The sequence below is a fragment of the Candidatus Accumulibacter necessarius genome (assembly GCF_036625085.1).
Genome location: NZ_JAZKUM010000002.1, coordinates 671335 through 687630 on the forward strand (window position 1 = coordinate 671335; position 16296 = coordinate 687630).

Annotated in this window: 13 protein-coding genes and 1 pseudogene; 10 read left to right on the forward strand and 4 right to left on the reverse strand. The window is 61.0% G+C overall.

All coding sequences use genetic code 11. The features are described from left to right. The first annotated feature begins 7 nt into the window (after window positions 1-7). Window positions 8-856 (forward strand): hypothetical protein, encoded by an 849-nt coding sequence (locus V5B44_RS07470; RefSeq protein WP_332358449.1) that lies wholly within the window; start codon window positions 8-10, stop codon window positions 854-856. A gap of 175 nt (window positions 857-1031) precedes the next feature. After that, on the forward strand, window positions 1032-2216 hold the full coding sequence (locus V5B44_RS07475) for a class I SAM-dependent methyltransferase (protein WP_332358450.1): 1185 nt from the start codon (window positions 1032-1034) through the stop codon (window positions 2214-2216). A 107-nt stretch (window positions 2217-2323) separates the two neighbouring features. Here V5B44_RS07475 and V5B44_RS07480 read toward each other — a convergent pair whose 3' ends face one another. Both V5B44_RS07480 and metK read right to left on the reverse strand, forming a co-directional pair. Further along, on the reverse strand, window positions 2324-3562 hold the full coding sequence (locus tag V5B44_RS07480) for an HD-GYP domain-containing protein (protein ID WP_332358451.1): 1239 nt from the start codon (window positions 3560-3562) through the stop codon (window positions 2324-2326). A gap of 116 nt (window positions 3563-3678) precedes the next feature. Further along, window positions 3679-4845 carry a methionine adenosyltransferase gene (gene metK, locus V5B44_RS07485; protein WP_332358452.1) on the reverse strand — a complete coding sequence of 389 codons (1167 nt, stop codon included), beginning with the start codon at window positions 4843-4845 and terminating at the stop codon, window positions 3679-3681. Window positions 4846-5064: 219 nt separating this feature from the next. Between metK and V5B44_RS07490 the strand changes: the two genes are divergently transcribed. From V5B44_RS07490 to V5B44_RS07510, 5 genes are read left to right on the forward strand one after another with little or no spacing between them, the layout of a single operon-like run. Continuing rightward, complete coding sequence (locus V5B44_RS07490) at window positions 5065-5928, forward strand: lysophospholipid acyltransferase family protein (RefSeq protein WP_332358453.1); 864 nt, start codon at window positions 5065-5067, stop codon at window positions 5926-5928. Window positions 5929-5980: 52 nt separating this feature from the next. Beyond that, window positions 5981-7102 (forward strand): glycosyltransferase family 4 protein, encoded by a 1122-nt coding sequence (locus tag V5B44_RS07495; protein ID WP_332358454.1) that lies wholly within the window; start codon window positions 5981-5983, stop codon window positions 7100-7102. After that, window positions 7099-7923: a lipopolysaccharide core heptose(I) kinase RfaP gene (gene rfaP, locus V5B44_RS07500; protein WP_332358455.1), complete on the forward strand. Its 825-nt coding sequence runs from the start codon at window positions 7099-7101 to the stop codon at window positions 7921-7923. Before V5B44_RS07495 ends, rfaP begins: the two co-directional genes overlap by 4 nt. Continuing rightward, complete coding sequence (locus V5B44_RS07505) at window positions 7920-8687, forward strand: lipopolysaccharide kinase InaA family protein (RefSeq protein WP_332358456.1); 768 nt, start codon at window positions 7920-7922, stop codon at window positions 8685-8687. The genes rfaP and V5B44_RS07505 overlap by 4 nt, the downstream gene beginning before the upstream one ends. Before the next feature lie 41 nt (window positions 8688-8728). After that, window positions 8729-10165 (forward strand): lipopolysaccharide kinase InaA family protein, encoded by a 1437-nt coding sequence (locus tag V5B44_RS07510; RefSeq protein WP_332358457.1) that lies wholly within the window; start codon window positions 8729-8731, stop codon window positions 10163-10165. A 41-nt stretch (window positions 10166-10206) separates the two neighbouring features. Here V5B44_RS07510 and msbA read toward each other — a convergent pair whose 3' ends face one another. Both msbA and V5B44_RS07520 read right to left on the reverse strand, forming a co-directional pair. Beyond that, a complete protein-coding gene (gene msbA, locus V5B44_RS07515) occupies window positions 10207-12018 on the reverse strand; it encodes a lipid A export permease/ATP-binding protein MsbA (protein ID WP_332358458.1) in 1812 nt (603 codons plus the stop codon). A gap of 288 nt (window positions 12019-12306) precedes the next feature. Then, window positions 12307-12507 carry a hypothetical protein gene (locus V5B44_RS07520; RefSeq protein ID WP_332358459.1) on the reverse strand — a complete coding sequence of 67 codons (201 nt, stop codon included), beginning with the start codon at window positions 12505-12507 and terminating at the stop codon, window positions 12307-12309. A gap of 506 nt (window positions 12508-13013) precedes the next feature. Between V5B44_RS07520 and V5B44_RS07525 the strand changes: the two genes are divergently transcribed. From V5B44_RS07525 to V5B44_RS07535, 3 genes and pseudogenes are all read left to right on the forward strand, one after another. After that, window positions 13014-14162, forward strand: a complete 1149-nt coding sequence (locus V5B44_RS07525; protein ID WP_332358460.1) for an ISNCY family transposase — start codon at window positions 13014-13016, stop codon at window positions 14160-14162. A gap of 406 nt (window positions 14163-14568) precedes the next feature. Further along, window positions 14569-15819 (forward strand): group II intron reverse transcriptase/maturase, encoded by a 1251-nt coding sequence (ltrA, locus tag V5B44_RS07530; RefSeq protein ID WP_332358461.1) that lies wholly within the window; start codon window positions 14569-14571, stop codon window positions 15817-15819. A gap of 76 nt (window positions 15820-15895) precedes the next feature. Then, window positions 15896-16192: pseudogene (locus tag V5B44_RS07535) on the forward strand (ISNCY family transposase); the annotation flags it as partial. Between the last annotated feature and the right edge of the window lie 104 nt (window positions 16193-16296).

The window sequence follows — 16296 nt, forward strand, 5'->3', positions numbered from 1 at the left end:
ATGAGCGATGGTCAACGAGAATGGTCCGCTCGACGCTGACGATCTGATGATGCTTGCCGAGCGCGCCGCCCAGCTCCCGGCATCCGATGCTGAGTGGGTTGGTATCCTGCTGCATGAGCTCCAGCGTGCGCGCACCCACGAAGCTGAATTGCTGGCCGCTCGGGCGAGCAGCGGTGGGCCGGTCGATCACGGTGACGGTGAACTTGGCGAGCAACTGGCCCAGATTGCTCTTGATACGGCCGAATGGCTGCGAACGCTGTGGAACGTCGGTTACATGGGCGCAGGCAACTTCCGCTCGCTACCACGTTCGGCTTTCCCGTCAATTGACCTGGAAGATATCAGGAAGTCTTCACTTTTTGCCCGCATTCGCCAGGGAAAGTACGCTCTGCCATTTCCGCCGCCTACTCGACACGGCTTGCCCTGGCACGAACTGCTAGAAGGCGCGGAGCAAGTTCACCCGGTCGAGGCCGAGATCGTTTGCGACGAAACCGGTCAGCCCCAGGGCGCGATAATCGAGGCCTGCGCCGAGTGGCTGGTTATCGAGGAAACCGCGGAGAATCAGGCGTATGTCGTTCAGCACCAGGGTCTGGGGCCGGTCTACAGGTTGCGGTTGGCAGGCGGCCAGGCTGCCGAGCTACAGCGTGAGTCGCCCACCTTGAAGCGCAGAATCTGCCTGCAAAGGCGCGGCGGCTTCCATAGCTATACACTCGAATGGTTGGGCGAGAATGGCCGTACGCAGTTGGTGAGCTTGCGGGCTGCAACCTGGGACCGTGCTGAATCGGAAGCTGAGCACTGGCTGGCGACTACACACCCCGAAATGTACGGACAGGTTTGCTTCGAGCGCTGCGAAGAGTAACTGAGTGCTGCCGAGCTATCGATTCGTGAAGAGGCGCCAGTGGCTCACCGCCAGAGCAGGTTAGTCGGGGTCTTTCCCCCGCCAGCTGACTTTCCCGGTTGGTCATTCTCAAACCGAATCTCGGCGTATCGTTGCCGACATGCCCTTGGCACGTATCCATTCAGGTGTCACTGAGATGCTGACCCGATCCCCGCAGGCCGCCGCGTCGTTGCCTTCCCCCACGGCCGATGCGCTTGCCGTCAGCGCGGCGCTGAGCCGCCACATTTCAGCCTCGATCAATGCTGCCGGCGGGTGGATCGGCTTTGACCGCTTCATGGACCTTGCGCTTTACACGCCCGGGATGGGCTACTATGCGGGCGGTGCGCAAAAGTTCGGCGCCGCGGGAGATTTCCTGACTGCTCCGGAACTCTGCCCTGCCTTCGCTCAGACGCTTGCCGGGCAAATCGCGCAGTTGCTCGTGCTGAGTGGTCCGCAGATCATTGAAGTCGGCGCGGGGAGCGGGCAACTCGCCGCGGACCTGCTGCTCGAACTGGAGCTGCGCGGCGTGCTGCCTGAGCGTTACGGGATCCTCGAGCTGTCCGGCGAATTGAGGGCGCGCCAGTGCGAAACCATTGGCCGCCAGGCTTCCCACCTCCTGCCACGAGTGCTCTGGCTCGACCGATTGCCGGCGCACTTCGACGGCCTGGTCTTGGCCAACGAGGTACTCGATGCGATGCCGGCACATCTGGTGCTGTGGAACCGGGAAGCAATTGCAGAGCGCGGAGTCGCTGTCGACAACGGACAGTTTGCCTGGCGCGATCGCCCAGCCAGCGGCCGCTTGCTGGAGCGCGCACAGGCGCTGGCCGCCGAATGCGAGTTCGTCCCAGGTTACCTGAGCGAAATCTCGCTTGCTGCTCCGGCATGGGTTGCTCAGTGGGCGGCGGTTCTCGGACGCGGCGCGTTACTGTTGATCGATTATGGCTTTCCACGCCGCGAGTTTTACCATCCGCAGCGTTGCGCCGGGACGCTGATGTGCCATTATCGCCATCACGCACACGGCGAGCCCTTTTATCTGCCGGGCTTGCAGGACATCACGCTGCATGTCGATTTCACGGCCATCGTCGAAGCCGGATGTGAGGCGGGTCTTGACTTGCTGGGTTACACGACGCAGTCGAGCTTTCTCTTCAACTGTGGGCTGACGGAGATCCTGGCCAGAACGTCGGTGGGCGACTCGCTTTGCTACCTGCCGCTCGCCAACGCCGTGCAAAAGCTGGTTTCTCCGGCTGAAATGGGAGAACTCTTCAAGGTCATTGCCCTCGGCAAAGGCGTCGGCGAACCTCTGCGCGGCTTTGTGAGCGGTGACCGCAGCGCGACGCTCTGAATGGGAGCTCCCTTGGCCGAGCCGGAAGGAAAGGACGATGGCCGGGAATGGGTGGGGATCGGTGCCAAGGGAAGCGTTGGCTGCTGACAACCCAGTCGGCTGAGAAATCAGCCGGGCAGGTCCGGCAGGCCGGACCAGATCTCGTTTAGGTCAGGGAAGCTCCATTTCGCTGGTTCCTCGCGGCTGACAATCTGCTGCTGACAGCCGGGTTGTGCAAGGTCAATGACTTCCGGCCGGATGCGTGCATTGGCTCGCGTTGAGAAGAAGACCTTGACGCGCGGGCTGAGCAGAGACTTGTCGCCCTGCTCCGTGACAACGCCCAGTCGTCCACAACTGAGCAGCACCAGTGAGCCGATCGGGTAGATGCCGACGCTCTTGACAAAGGCCTGAAACACGCGTGGGTCGAAATGCCCCTTGCTCCACTCGGCCATCTTGCGAAGTGATTCGGCCGGGCACCAGCCGGCCTTGTAGGGCCGGTTGGAGGTGATCGCATCGTAGACGTCGCAGACCGCGCCCATCTTGGCAAAGAGGCTGATCTCGTCGCCTTTCAGTCGCTTCGGGTAGCCTGAACCGTCGACCTTCTCGTGGTGGTGGAGGACCACGTCCAGCGCGATGGTGTCGGCACCGCTGCCCTGGAGCAACATCCGATGGCCAGCCCGAGGATGCGACTTGATGATCGCGAACTCCTCGTCGGTCAGTTTGCCCGGCTTGTTGAGGACGTCGATCGGCATAGCCGCCTTACCGAGGTCGTGCAGCAGGCCGGCCATGCCAACCGAGCGCGTCTGCTCTTCGTCGAGGCCCAACTGCCGGGCGAGCGCGACCATCAGTGCGCACACGGCAACCGAATGCATATAAGTGTAATCGTCGGCAGTCTTCAGGCGTGCCAGGCTGATCAGAGCCCCGGGGTTACGGCTCACCGAGTCGGATATTTCTTCCACCAGACGTTGCGCCCCAGTCGCGTCGACGGCTTTGCCCATGCGGGCTTCCTCGAACATCGAGGTGACTGCTCGCCGAGACTTTGCGACAATCTTGGCCGCGCGGGCGAATTCTTCCGAACTCGGAACACGCTCGGTCTCGCGGTCCTGGTGGGCAATGCCGCCCAGCTCAGCATCGACCTGCGCTTCCGATTCGGCAACCGAGACAACCGGGTCGTCGCCTGCCACATCCAGGCCCTTCTCGCAATCAATCCACACTTCCTTGACGCTGCTTGCCCGGACGCTATCGATGTCCCTCGGGTCGGTGATGACAAACGACGAGCGCCAGAAGGGATGCTCCATCCAGGAACCGCAGAACTCTTTGAGGTACATGCCAACAGCAAGCTGTTGAACGCTGATTCGCTTGAGCATCTCGATGTCGTGGCTGATGCGCCTGATTCGGGAAGCACTAGTCTACACCTGTCCCGAGGGTAAGAGAGGGAGCAAGGGGCACAGCGGGTCCCTTCCCCCGTGATACCGGGATGAGCCTAGAGACCGGCGTCTGCCCGCAAGGCCGCTGCCTTGTCAATGGCCTCCCAGGTGAACTCGGGTTCGTCACGGCCGAAATGCCCGTAGGCAGCAGTCTTGCGGTAAATCGGGCGCAGCAGGTCGAGTGACTGAATGATGCCCTTCGGACGGAGATCAAAGTGCTTGCCGATCAGTTCGACGATCACTTCGTCGCTGACGCGACCGGTGCCGAAGGTGTTGACCATCAGCGAGACAGGTCGGGCAACGCCGATAGCGTACGCCACCTGCACTTCACAGCGGTCGGCCAGACCCGCAGCGACGATGTTCTTGGCCACGTAGCGCGCAGCATAGGCAGCCGAGCGGTCGACCTTGGACGGGTCCTTGCCCGAGAAAGCGCCACCACCGTGTCTTGCGGCGCCACCATAGGTATCCACGATGATCTTGCGGCCGGTCAGACCGCAGTCGCCGTGGGGGCCACCGACCACGAAACGCCCGGTCGGGTTGACCAGGTAGCGGGTGTTGGTAGCCAACAGGTCCTTAGGCAGTACGGGCTTGATGACCTCCTCGATGATGGCTTCCGAGATCTGGATGTGTGATACGTCCGGATCATGTTGCGTCGAAACGACGATGGTGTCGATGGACACTGGCTTGCCATCAACATACCTGACGGTGAGCTGGCTTTTCGCGTCCGGGCGCAACCAGGGCAGGCGGCCGTCGCGGCGTACCTCGGCCTGGCGCTGCATGATCCGGTGCGCATAATGAATCGGTAGTGGCATCAGTGCCGGGGTTTCATTGCAGGCGTAGCCGAACATCAGCCCCTGGTCGCCCGCGCCCTGGTCGAGATCGATCCCCTGGCCCTCGTTCACCCCTTGTGCGATATCCGGCGATTGACGGTTGATTGCTGTCAGAATGGCGCAGCTCTTGTAGTCGAAACCGATTTCGGAGTTGTCATAGCCGATGCGACGAACGGCTTCCTGTGCGATTTCGCGATAGTTGATGTGTGCTTTGGTGGTTATTTCGCCCGATATCACCACCAACCCGGTCGAGACCAGGGTTTCGCAGGCGACGCGCGCGGGCGGATCGTCGGCCAGGATGGCGTCGAGAATGGCATCCGATATCTGGTCGGCAACCTTGTCCGGATGGCCCTCGGAAACCGATTCCGAAGTGAATAGGTACTCTTTGCTCACGCTAAGTCTGCTCCAAAAAAAACCCCGAAACGGTCGCGTGGCCGGCTTCGGGGTTCGAGCAGACGACGCTTTAGCAGTATTTGGGGCCGGTCTGTGGCTCCCTCCGCCCTGCAAGTTGTCTTGATTAACTCGGCGGATGGATAATTATAGTTTTTCTTCGTTCGGCTGGTCAAAACTTCTGATCGCCCTTTGCCAACTTTTTCACGAACGGATTGCTGCGTGATCACCCTGTCCCGCATTCTCAGCTGTTTGCCGCTCGCGTGGCTGCATGCGCTTGGCGCACTGCTTGGCTGGCTGGCCTGGCTGCTGTCGGCCACCTACCGCCGGCATATGCGCGAAAACATGCGGTTGGCGCTCGGTGAGGCGGAGGCCAGGCGGGTACGGGCGATGGCTGTCGGTGAAGCGGGCAAGGGCGCACTCGAATTGGTAAAGATCTGGTTGCGGCCGCTTGGCGAAACGGCTGCTCGTGTCGTCGAGGTGTCCGGCTGGGAACTGGTTGAGGCAGCCTCCCGCCATGGCAAGGGAATCCTCTATCTGACGCCGCACCTCGGTTGTTTCGAGATTACGGCACAGTATCTGTCTACGCATGCACCGATCACTGTTCTCTACCGGCAGCCTCGCCAGGCCTGGCTGCAGGCGCTGATCGAAGCTGGCCGGGCGCGACCACAACTCCATTTGGCGGCCGCCGATTTGTCCGGCGTACGCAGCCTGCTCAAGGCACTAAGGAGAGGCGAAGCAGTTGGCATGCTGCCCGACCAGGCACCCAAGGCAGGCGAAGGACGCTGGCTCGATTTTTTTGGCAAACCGGCGTATACGATGACTCTGGCCGCGCGACTGACCGAGAGCGGGGCCGCCGTGATCATGGTCTGGGCGGAGCGCTTGCCCGCTGGCGCGGGTTACCATTTTCGCCTGCAGGAGCCGACGCAGCCGATCCGCGGCAGCATCGAGGAGCGTGCGCAGCAGATCAATCACGAGATCGAGCAACTGGTTCGCCAATGTCCAGCTCAGTATCTTTGGGGTTACAACCGCTACAAGGGGCGTGGCCGGGTGCTGCCTGTCCCGGAAGAGGGTGGTCAGGGGTGAGTGACCTGGCGTATCGGCTCCCGTCGCTTGGCGTCGGTGCTGGATGTCATTGATGCAGACTGCCTTCTGTCTCTACAAGTTCTTTCCCTTCGGCGGCCTGCAGCGGGATTTTCTGCGCATCGCGCTCGCCTGCCAGGCGCGCGGCTGTGCCGTTCGGGTATACACACTGGAATGGCGTGGAGAGATCCCTGAGGGCTTCGACGTCGTGCTGGTGCCGGTCAGGGCGTTGACCAATCAGCGCCGCTATGAGAAGTTCAGTACCTGGGTCAGGAATCATCTGGCAAGAAATCCAGCCGACCGGGTCGTTGGTTTCAACAAGATGCCTGGCCTGGACGTTTATTTTGCTGCGGACCCCTGCTATGAAGACAAGGCGCAGACGCTGCGCGGCCCGCTTTACCGCATGTCCGGGCGCTATCGCCATTTTGCTGCTTACGAGCGTGCAGTTTTCGGGGCGCATAGCCGAACCGGGATCCTGATGATTTCGCCTTTGCAGAAGCCGCTGTTCCAGAAGTACTACCAGACAGCCGACGAGCGTTTTCACCTGCTGCCGCCAGGAATAGCTCTGGACCGCCGGGCGCCGGCCAATGCGCCAGAAATCCGGGTCGCATTCCGCCGGGAGTTCGGTCTGGATGCGACCGATCTACTGCTCTTGCAGATCGGTTCGGGATTCAAGACGAAAGGTCTGGGCCGTAGTCTGAAAGCGATCGCTGCCTTGCCGCCAGATCTTGGCGGTCGTTGCCGACTGATCGCGATCGGTGACGATGATCCGAAGCCGTTCCGTGCCCAGGCGCGAGCTCTGGGGCTTGCCGATCGCGTCAGCATTCTACGCGGACGCAGCGACATACCGCGTTTCCTGCTTGGCGCTGATCTACTGATCCATCCCGCGTACAACGAAAACACTGGCACCGTGCTGCTCGAAGCGGTGGTCGCCGGCTTGCCGGTGCTCACCACCGCCGTCTGCGGCTATGCTCATTACGTTGCCGACGCCGATGCCGGCATGGTTGTCCCCGAGCCCTTCGAGCAAGCGCGTCTTGACGCCTTTCTGGCGCGGATGCTGGCTGACGAGCTGGCACGCCGGCGTTGGCGCGCCAATGGCTTGTCATATGCCGGGCATGCCGACATTTACAGCAATGCCGAGCGTGCAGCAAACGTGATTCTGAGAGAGCGGCAATGAACTCTGACAAGCTTGTTCTCGACGAGCCCTGGCGTTCGTTGTGGGCGGGAAAAGATCCCTTCGTCGCCGTCGAAGCACTCGAAGGCGAGGTGTTCCGAGAGCTGGAGGGGCGCCGCACCTTGCGCACTGAAGTTGCGGGGCGAGGCTATTTCGTGAAGATTCATCACGGCATCGGCTGGGCGGAGATGCTGAAGAATCTCCTCTCGCTGCGTCTGCCCGTCCTCGGCGCTCAGAATGAATGGCGGGCGATCCAGCGGCTGCGCGAACTCGGCGTCGACAGCATGCGCGCTGTTGCCTATGGCCAGCGAGGCCACAATCCGGCGCGACGGCGTTCGTTCCTGGTGACCGAAGAGCTGGCGCCCACCGTGAGTCTGGAGGACTATTCGCTCGACTGGGTAGAACTTCCCCCGCCCGTTCGCCTGAAACGCGTACTGATCACCCGGGTGGCCGAGATGGCGAGGCGAATGCACGCGGGCGGCGTCAATCATCGTGACTTCTACATCTGTCATTTTCTTCTCCATCTCGATCCGCCGCCGACAGCGGAGAGGCTTAGATTGTCGCTGATCGACCTCCATCGGGCGCAGGTCAGAGCCAGAACACCCCGCCGCTGGCGCGACAAGGATCTGGCCGCCCTGTATTTTTCGGCGCTGGACATCGGCCTGACGAGCCGTGACCTGTTGCGCTTCGTGGCGGCGTATTTTGCCCGGCCGCTGCGACATGTTCTCAGCGAGGAGACGGCGTTGCTTTCTGGCCTGGCCAGTGAAGCGCTGCGTTTGCAGGCACGGTTCGCACGCAAGTCCGCCGCCGGTGAAATGACATGATCTATTGGCGCTTGAATCCGGAATTCTCCTCAAGCTTGGCCGCAGTCCTTTTCGGCGACATTGATCGCGTCTTTTCTCTTGATGGCGAGTTGATTGCGCACGATTCACTGAGCCGGGTGCTGCGCGTCACTGCCGGTGGCAAGCGCTATTATGTCAAGCGCTACAGCGGCACCGGGAAAAACCGCATCCGCCGCTGGTTCGGCACGCGCCGCTGGCTTGGCCCGCCGCGGGTGCGTGCGGAATGGCAGAACCTGCAGGCCTTTCGGGACTGGGGAATACCCACCGCGATGGTGGTTGCCTATGGTCTGGAACGTCGCTGCGGTGGTTTCACCCGCGGCGCGCTGGTAACCGAGGAAATCCCCGACACGGTCGATCTGGCGCAGATGGCCCATGCCAACGATCCTCGACTGCGTGACCGTGGTTGGGTTGCGCGCGTCTCGCGACAGATTGCCGACATCACGCGTACGCTGCACGCGGCCCGCTTCGCGCACAATGATCTGAAATGGCGCAACCTGCTGGTCGATGGTGGAGCTTCGCCGACCGTCTACCTGATCGACTGTCCAAGCGGCGGCTACTACCGCGGCGTGGTGCTTGACTACCGGATCGTCAAGGACCTCGCCTGTCTCGACAAGCTGGCCAGACATTGGTTGTCCCGTAGCCAGCGCCTGCGCTTCTATCTGGACTACGCGCGCCACGGCCGCGTGACTGATGAGGACCGCAAGAGGATCGGCAGGATCGTCAGGTTTTTCCATGGACGCGAGTAGATCGGGCTTGCTGTGTTGGCAGCGAGAATACGGCGTGACCGATGATGACCCTGGCTACGTTCACCGTCGCCAATAGCCTGCAGGCAGCTGGCCGCGGTCCGGCCTTGCCTTTCCGGGTAGCGCTCGCCGATGGACGTCAGCTCAGCATGCAGCGATTGCTGCGTGTGCTGCCAGGCAAGCGGTTGGTTGGCGAGGCGGAACTGGAGGGCAGCCGGGTACTCGCCAAGCTTTTCGTTGGACGTCGCTGCAAAAAGCACTGGCAGCAGGAACGGGCGGGTCTTGAGGCACTGGTCCTGGCCGGCGTGCCAACACCCGAACTGGTCGCCGCCATGCCGATGGCCGGTGGAGGATACGCTCTGCTGACGACCTTTCTCGATCCCGCCGAGAGCGTGGTCGAATCCTGGGTGCGCGTCGCTGGTCACCAGCCGGGGGATGGCGAAGCGCTGGCCATAGTGGGTCCGGTAATGACCATGCTTGGGCGTCTGCACGCCGCCGGCCTAGTTCAGGAAGACCTGCACCTTGGCAATTTCCTGTTTCACGAAGGCCAATTGTTCGTCGTCGACGGTGATGCGGTACGCGTCATCAGTCGCGGACAGGCGCTGACGCCATCGCGTGCGAGTGCCAATCTGGCTGTTCTGCTGGCGCAGTTGCCCGCAGAATGGGATGGCCAGGCTGCGCTGCTATCGTCCTACGCAGTTGGAGCCGGCCGTGCCCTACTTGACGTGCCGGCCTTGCACGGACAGATCGCGCGGGTCAGAGCTTGGCGGCTGCAGGATTTTCTCAGCAAGACCGTCCGCGACTGTACGCTTTTCGCAGTCGAGCGCAGTGCGACTCGCTTCAGTGTAGTGCGTCGTCAGGAAGCCGAGCCACTTGCATCGGTGCTGGCTTCTCCGGATGGTGCAATCAGCGCTGGCGTCGCGTTGAAGGATGGTGGGACCTGCACTGTGGTCAGGGCTGTCATCGGCGGTCGCGTGCTGCTGATCAAGCGCTACAATCTCAAGAGCTTGAGCCACGCGCTGGGTCGCGCGTGGCGTCCGAGCCGGGCCTGGCATTCATGGCGCGAAGCACACCGGTTGCAGTTTCTCGGCATCCCGACGCCGGCACCCTTGGCGCTGATCGAGGAACGGCTTGGGCCGCTGCGCCGGCGTGCCTGGCTGGTCAGCGAATTCTGCCCGGGGACGAATCTGCTGAGCCACCTATCTGCCGATCGCGAACCGTCCGAAGAAGTGGGACGGGCAATTCTCAATCTGTTCGAGTCGATGCACAAGGCGCGTATCAGCCATGGTGACATGAAAGCGACAAATCTTCTCTGGTACTCGGGGCGGGTCTTGCTCATTGATCTTGATGCGGTCGTCCAGCATCGGTCGCCCGTGGCGCATGCGCGTGCCTGGCAGCGCGACCGTGCCCGCCTGCTGCGCAACTGGCCCGCCGGGTCCCGGCTCCAGCGTTGGCTTGACGATCGGCTACCAGGGACTTGATTTTTCTGCCAGACGGTCGTGGTCGTCTTGTGCGGCGCTTGTCAGCCCGCCGCGGTTGCCGCGTTGCTCGCTGCTTCGGAGAACTGCATCGCGTGCAGTCGCGTGTAGTGACCGTTGGCGGCGAGCAAACCGGCGTGGGTGCCCCGTTCGACGATGCGTCCCTGATCCATGACCAGGATCAGATCGGCTCTCTCGATGGTCGACAGGCGGTGCGCGATGACCAGCGTCGTCCGGCCGGCCATCACCCGGTCGAGGGCGCTCTGGATGTGGCGTTCGGATTCGCTGTCCAAGGCCGAAGTTGCCTCGTCGAGGATGAGGATGGGCGCATCCTTGAGGAGTGCGCGGGCAATCGCCAGACGCTGGCGCTGCCCACCGGAGAGCATCACCCCGTTCTCACCAACCAGAGTGTCGAAGCCGGCTGGCAGGTGGTCGATGAACTCGCGGGCAAAGGCGGCCTCGGCCGCTGCTACGATCGCTTCCCGCGGCACCGTGGACAGATCACCGTAGGCGATATTGCTGGCGATGGTGTCGTTGAAGAGCACTACCTGCTGCGTGACCAGCGCGATGTGCCGGCGCAGGTTGCGCAAGGTGTAGTCCTCGACGTCAACGCCGTCGATCAGAATCTGGCCGCAGTCGTGGTTGTAGAAGCGGGGAATCAGACTGGCCAGGGTCGACTTGCCGCTGCCGGAACGACCGACGAGGGCAAGCATTTGCCCGGGCTTGACCGAGAAGCTGATCCTGTCCAAGATCGGCTGCGTACTTCCCGGATAGCTGAAGGACAGTTCTTTCACCTGCAGGTGGCCGCTGACACGATCCCGTTCGACCATGCCATGATCTGGCTCCGGCGTTTCATCGAGCTGGGCAAAAATGCTCTCGGCCCCTGCCAACCCCTTCTGAATCGTTGCGCTGACTTCCGAAAGTTGGCGAATCGGCTTCGGAAGCATGCCGGCGGCCGTGATGTACGCGACCAGGTCGCCGGCCGAAGCATCGCCGCGTAGCAGGAGAACGAGGACGAGCAGCACCGCCATCGCGCTGAAGGTGACAAACTGAAGTGCAGGTGTGTAGGTTGCGGCTGTTCTGACCATGCGTAACTGCTTGGCCGTGTTGTCCGCACTTGCCGCCCGAAAGCGCGCTGATTCGTAATCCTCGCCACCAAAACTGCGTACTACCCGGTAGCCCTGGATGGTCTCAGAGGCGACATGGGTGAGGTCGCCCATTGCGACCTGTATCTTCCTGCTTTGCTTGCGAAACTTCCGGCTTGCACTGCTCACCATGAGGCCGATGATGGGCAGGATTGCGACCAGTAACAGGGTGAGCTGCCAGTTCATCCAAAGTAGATAGCCGAACAGGAAGACGATCGTCATCCCCTCCCGGATGACCACCTTGATGGCCTCGGTCGCCGCTCCGGTGACCATGGTCACGTCGTACGTGATGCGTGAGATCAGATGCCCCGAGTTGTGCTGGTCAAAATAGCTATTCGGCAGCCGCAGCAGGCTATCGAAAAGAGCGCGCCGCAAGTCATCGATGAGGCCCAGCGAGACTCTTGCCAGATAGTAGTTTCCAAGGAAGGAGCCAATCCCTTGCCAGGTGACGACAACGACCAGCAGCAGCGGTACCGCGTAGACCAACGGCAGATCGCCAAACAGGGGAGGTGCGTGCGGCATGACGCCGCTGGTGGCGTTCAATCCATCAACGAAGTACTTCAGAATCCCGGCCATCATCGGTTGTGATGAGGCGAACATCAGGTAGCCGAGGAGACTGACCGCGAACAGGCCGAGCAGCGGTCGCAGATAGCTGAGCAGGCGGAAATAGATACTCAGGGAGGGGGCGGCTTGCTTTCTTGCTGTTGGCATTCTTGGGCGCGCGGTGGCGGAAAAGGCTGGGCTTGGAGTGTAACACGCAGCCCGAATGTCGTTCCCGCGCGGGCTGCGAACGGCACGTAGCGGCCCGAGTGCCCGCTATTGTCGATGATTGATCTGCCCTTGCTTCTTCAGAGATACTTCCAGTTACCGTCGCTTCCGCATAGTCGTGAGTCCGCGATCGGCACCCACTTGCCCTTGAGGGAACACCAAACCGTCATTTACCAGCGGGCGTCTATTCGTCCATCTTGACTGCTGTGGGTATCTCATGGCTGAGGGCTTTCAGTCGAGTTCTGCAGGTTCTCCCTCGTAGCTCGCGCAAATCTGCGCCGCTGATACGTTCAGCAGACCGGACGTAGTTCCAAGCTTCGCCTTGAACGTCCCCCTCACGCCGTAGGCCGCCAGCAGCGCCCGCCCTTCCTCGTCCTCCGGTTCGATCTGCAAAGCACAATCGTTGCCTTCCATTACCATCAGAACCTTCATTTCCATCTCCTGTTCACCCGACTCTCGCGCCGACAGACGGATGAGATCGCCCAGCGGCTTGTCAGTCGCCTTGGCGCCCGCTGCTTACGTCAAGGCTGAGGCGCAAATGGCGAAGGCGCAATTGTGACCTCTGTTCGAAGTCTCACTGATTGCGGCCTAGAAAGGGAAGGAACTACTGCACACCTGCTGCTGCATGTGTGATTGGCAGGCGAACGAGGAACTCGCGTATGGACTGGTGCGGTGGGTGATCCGAGCGTCCTTGTCCTTGAACCCAGCAGTTCTCATTTCAAACCCAAGCAATGCGGCTGTTGGCGTAGGTTGGCGCACGCGGATTGGCAGACTTGGGCGATGAAGATTGAGGGAAACTCCGGGTGTTTTTTAAAATAATGCTGGTAAACAGTGTGTTATAGTGTTAACCTCGAACTTGATCGAAGTATTGATGATTTTCAGGTGCCCAGCCCATTTCGACCGTTGCCCCCATCCCCCTGCCGAGCCCCGCCATCGCCTTGATCGAGAAGGTTCGGGATGCATTCCGGGCTTTGCCGGACGGGCGTAAGCAGAGCAACGCCCGGCTCTATGAGATGGAGGATGCGGCCCTGTCGGCCTTCGCCGTGTTTTTCTCGCAAAGTCCGTCCTTCCTCGATAGCCAAGTCAGGATGCAGAAGCAGTTGGGGCGGAACAATGCCTCTTCGCTGTTCGGGGTGCATGAGATTCCCTGCGATAACCAGATTCGCAATCTGCTGGACCCGGTGCCGCCGGAAACGGTGTACCCGGTCATGGCCGAGATTGGCGATGCCCTGTACCAGCAAGGCTATCTGGCGGGATTTCGCTCGCTCAACGACACCTTGCTGATTGCCCTGGACGGCACTGATTTCTTCTCGTCGGAAAAGATTTCCTGTGCCGGTTGCAGCGAGACGCGCCTGAAGAACGACAGGGTTCTCTATCGCCACCTTGCCGTGACGCCGGTGCTGGTGGCGCCGGGCCAGGCGAACGCCATCCCGTTGCCGCCGGAATTCGTGCAACCCCAGGACGGCCAGGACAAGCAGGACTGCGAATTGGCCGCCGCGGCCCGCTGGCTGGCGCGCTGGGGCGAGCACTACCGCCCGTGGCGCATCACCTACCTGGGCGACGACCTGTACTGCCATCAGTCGCATTGCCTGCGGGTGCGGGCGCAACAGGCCGACTTCCTGTTCACCTGCAAGCCCGAATCCCATGCCACGCTCTACGAGTGGGTCGGCGATTTCGAGCGCAACGAGCAACTCGGCCGCGTCGTACAGGCGCGACGCGTCGGCAAGAAGCACTTTACCGACACCTATCGCTATGCCCATCAAGTGCCATTGCGCAACACGGACGATGCCGTGATGGCCAACTGGCTGGAACTGGTCACCACCGATGCCCGCGGTGCCATCGTCTTCAAGAACGCCTGGGCCACCTCGCATGCCATCACCGACCATAACGTCGCCGCTCTGGCTTCCGCCGGGCGGGCGCGTTGGAAAATCGAGAGTGTGCCGCAGGCACACAGAAAGGAAGTTCGTAATGGACTGACGAACTGTGTAGAAGCTACACGGAAGATGAGGGTAGGTCCCTCGGGGTCGGCTTTCAGGAGCGGGCCTCAAACCACCCCAAGCTGCTGCGGTCAAGAGCCGTGGTGGTGAGCGTTGGGGTCAAAGCGTCGAGGACGTACCTCGAGCAGGTAAGGATCAGAGAGACGAACGAAAGTGAACCTTCGCTGACGCGTCGTAATCCAGAGACTTGTCGTCAAAACCAGGGGCGTTTCTATCTTCTGGGACAAGCTTGCCGGGCACCTGACTACTGGGCAAGCGGCGGCCGGCGTATAGGAGGCGTGAAGCTGATCCAGGCTTTTGTGTGGAACTGCGGGAACCAGTCGTTCCGATGTCAAGGGAGAAGCACAAGTGGCAGAAACCACGAGGCGAGAGTACCGATGCGGAGCACTGGGACGGACCGACCCGTACGAGCGATGAAGGCTGGTAATGCGGCTGGAGCAAAGGGGTCGGATCAAGCGGTTGCACTTGGCGTTCAACTGGCAACAGGAGGAAACGGATGAGTGCAACAAAACCATTTGCCATTGACAAATGGCTGGTGTACGAAGCGTATCAAGCGGTCAAAGCCAATGCGGGATCGGCAGGGGTGGATAAGGAATCGATCGGCGACTTCGAGAAGGATCTGAAGGGTAACCTGTACAAGATCTGGAACCGGATGTCGTCGGGAAGCTACTTTCCGCCGCCGGTCAAAGCGGTTGCCATTCCCAAGAAGAATGGCGGGGAGCGCATATTGGGTGTTCCAACGGTGGCAGATCGTGTGGCGCAGACGGTTGTCAAGCGGGTGATAGAGCCCGGGATTGAAGCCAAGTTTCTACCGGATTCCTACGGTTATCGGCCCGGAAGGTCGGCGCTGGATGCCGTGGGGGTAACGCGGGAACGATGCTGGAAGTATTCTTGGGTTCTAGAGTTTGATATCAAAGGCCTGTTTGACAACATCGACCATGCATTGCTGGAGAAGGCGCTCGAGAAGCACGTGGAGTGTGAATGGGCCATGCTGTATATCAGGCGCTGGCTAACTGCGCCGCTGCAACAGGCGGACGGAACCCGGGTAGAACGTACCCGGGGGACACCGCAAGGCGGCGTCGTCAGTCCGGTGTTGGCCAACCTGTTCCTTCACTACACGTTTGACGTCTGGATGACGAAACACTATCCGGACAACCCCTGGTGCCGGTATGCGGATGATGGGTTGGTCCATTGTCGGACCGAGCAGGAGGCGCAGGCCCTGATGGCGGCGCTCGATGCAAGGTTTGCGCAATGCGCCCTGCAGATGCATCCGGACAAGACCAAGATCGTGTACTGCAAAGACGGTAGTCGCAAGGGGAGGTATCCGGTCACGCAGTTTGATTTCCTCGGATATACCTTCCGGCCAAGGGTGGTGAAGAACAGCAAGCGCAACAGCCTGTTTGTGAGCTTCACCCCGGCGGTCAGCAACAAAGCGATTACGGCGATGCGGGCAACGACACGCAAACTGAGCTACCGAAATCGGACGGAGCTGAGCCTAGCCGACATTTCCCGACTGCACAATCCAGTCCTGAGGGGCTGGCTCGCGTATTACGGAAGATTCTATCGGTCGGCAATGTACCCCGTCTTCAGGCACTTCAACAAGACGTTGGTGGCTTGGGCGATGAGGAAGTACAGACGGCTGAAGGGCCACAAGATACGGGCGAGCAGGTTTCTCGAACAGCTTTCCGAGACGCAGCCGTATCTCTTCGTGCATTGGCAGAAAGGAATGGTCGGTGCGTTTGCTTGATGGGAGCGGTGTGAATCGAGAGGTTCACGCACCGTTCTGTGAGAGGCCGGGGGTGCAACTCCTCCGGCCGACTTGCCACGAGAACAACAACACCCTCAAGACCAAGGGCTACCATTTCGACCACAACTTCGGACACGGCAAGCAGTTTTTGGCCAACCTGTTCGCTACACTGATCTTGTTGGCCTTCTTGGTCCATACCGCCCTGGACTGGATGGACACCCGTTACGCCAAGGTGCGCGGCCTGCTGCCCTCCCGACGCACCTTCTTCGAACACCTGCGCGCCTTGCTACAGTACCTGCCGTTCGATGACTGGGATCACCTCATGCGCTTCATGCAGCAGCGCCTCGCTCCCAACGCCCCAGACACCGGCTGACTTACCCCATCCAACAGTCCTTACCCTCAACACCCACTACCATGGAATTTGAAATGAGAACTGCTGCCTTGAACCGCGGATCGCAGGCAATTGGTTCGCGCGTT

Bases quoted from the DNA above. Each gene is read 5' to 3' on its own strand.
- V5B44_RS07470 (WP_332358449.1), top strand. From the start codon at position 8: ATGGTCAACGAGAATGGTCCGCTCGACGCTGACGATCTGATGATGCTT.
- V5B44_RS07475 (WP_332358450.1), top strand. From the start codon at position 1,032: ATGCTGACCCGATCCCCGCAGGCCGCCGCGTCGTTGCCTTCCCCCACG.
- V5B44_RS07480 (WP_332358451.1), bottom strand. From the start codon at position 3,562: ATGCTCAAGCGAATCAGCGTTCAACAGCTTGCTGTTGGCATGTACCTC.
- V5B44_RS07495 (WP_332358454.1), top strand. From the start codon at position 5,981: ATGCAGACTGCCTTCTGTCTCTACAAGTTCTTTCCCTTCGGCGGCCTG.
- rfaP (WP_332358455.1), top strand. From the start codon at position 7,099: ATGAACTCTGACAAGCTTGTTCTCGACGAGCCCTGGCGTTCGTTGTGG.
- V5B44_RS07505 (WP_332358456.1), top strand. From the start codon at position 7,920: ATGATCTATTGGCGCTTGAATCCGGAATTCTCCTCAAGCTTGGCCGCA.
- V5B44_RS07510 (WP_332358457.1), top strand. From the start codon at position 8,729: ATGATGACCCTGGCTACGTTCACCGTCGCCAATAGCCTGCAGGCAGCT.
- msbA (WP_332358458.1), bottom strand. From the start codon at position 12,018: ATGCCAACAGCAAGAAAGCAAGCCGCCCCCTCCCTGAGTATCTATTTC.
- V5B44_RS07520 (WP_332358459.1), bottom strand. From the start codon at position 12,507: ATGAAGGTTCTGATGGTAATGGAAGGCAACGATTGTGCTTTGCAGATC.
- ltrA (WP_332358461.1), top strand. From the start codon at position 14,569: ATGAGTGCAACAAAACCATTTGCCATTGACAAATGGCTGGTGTACGAA.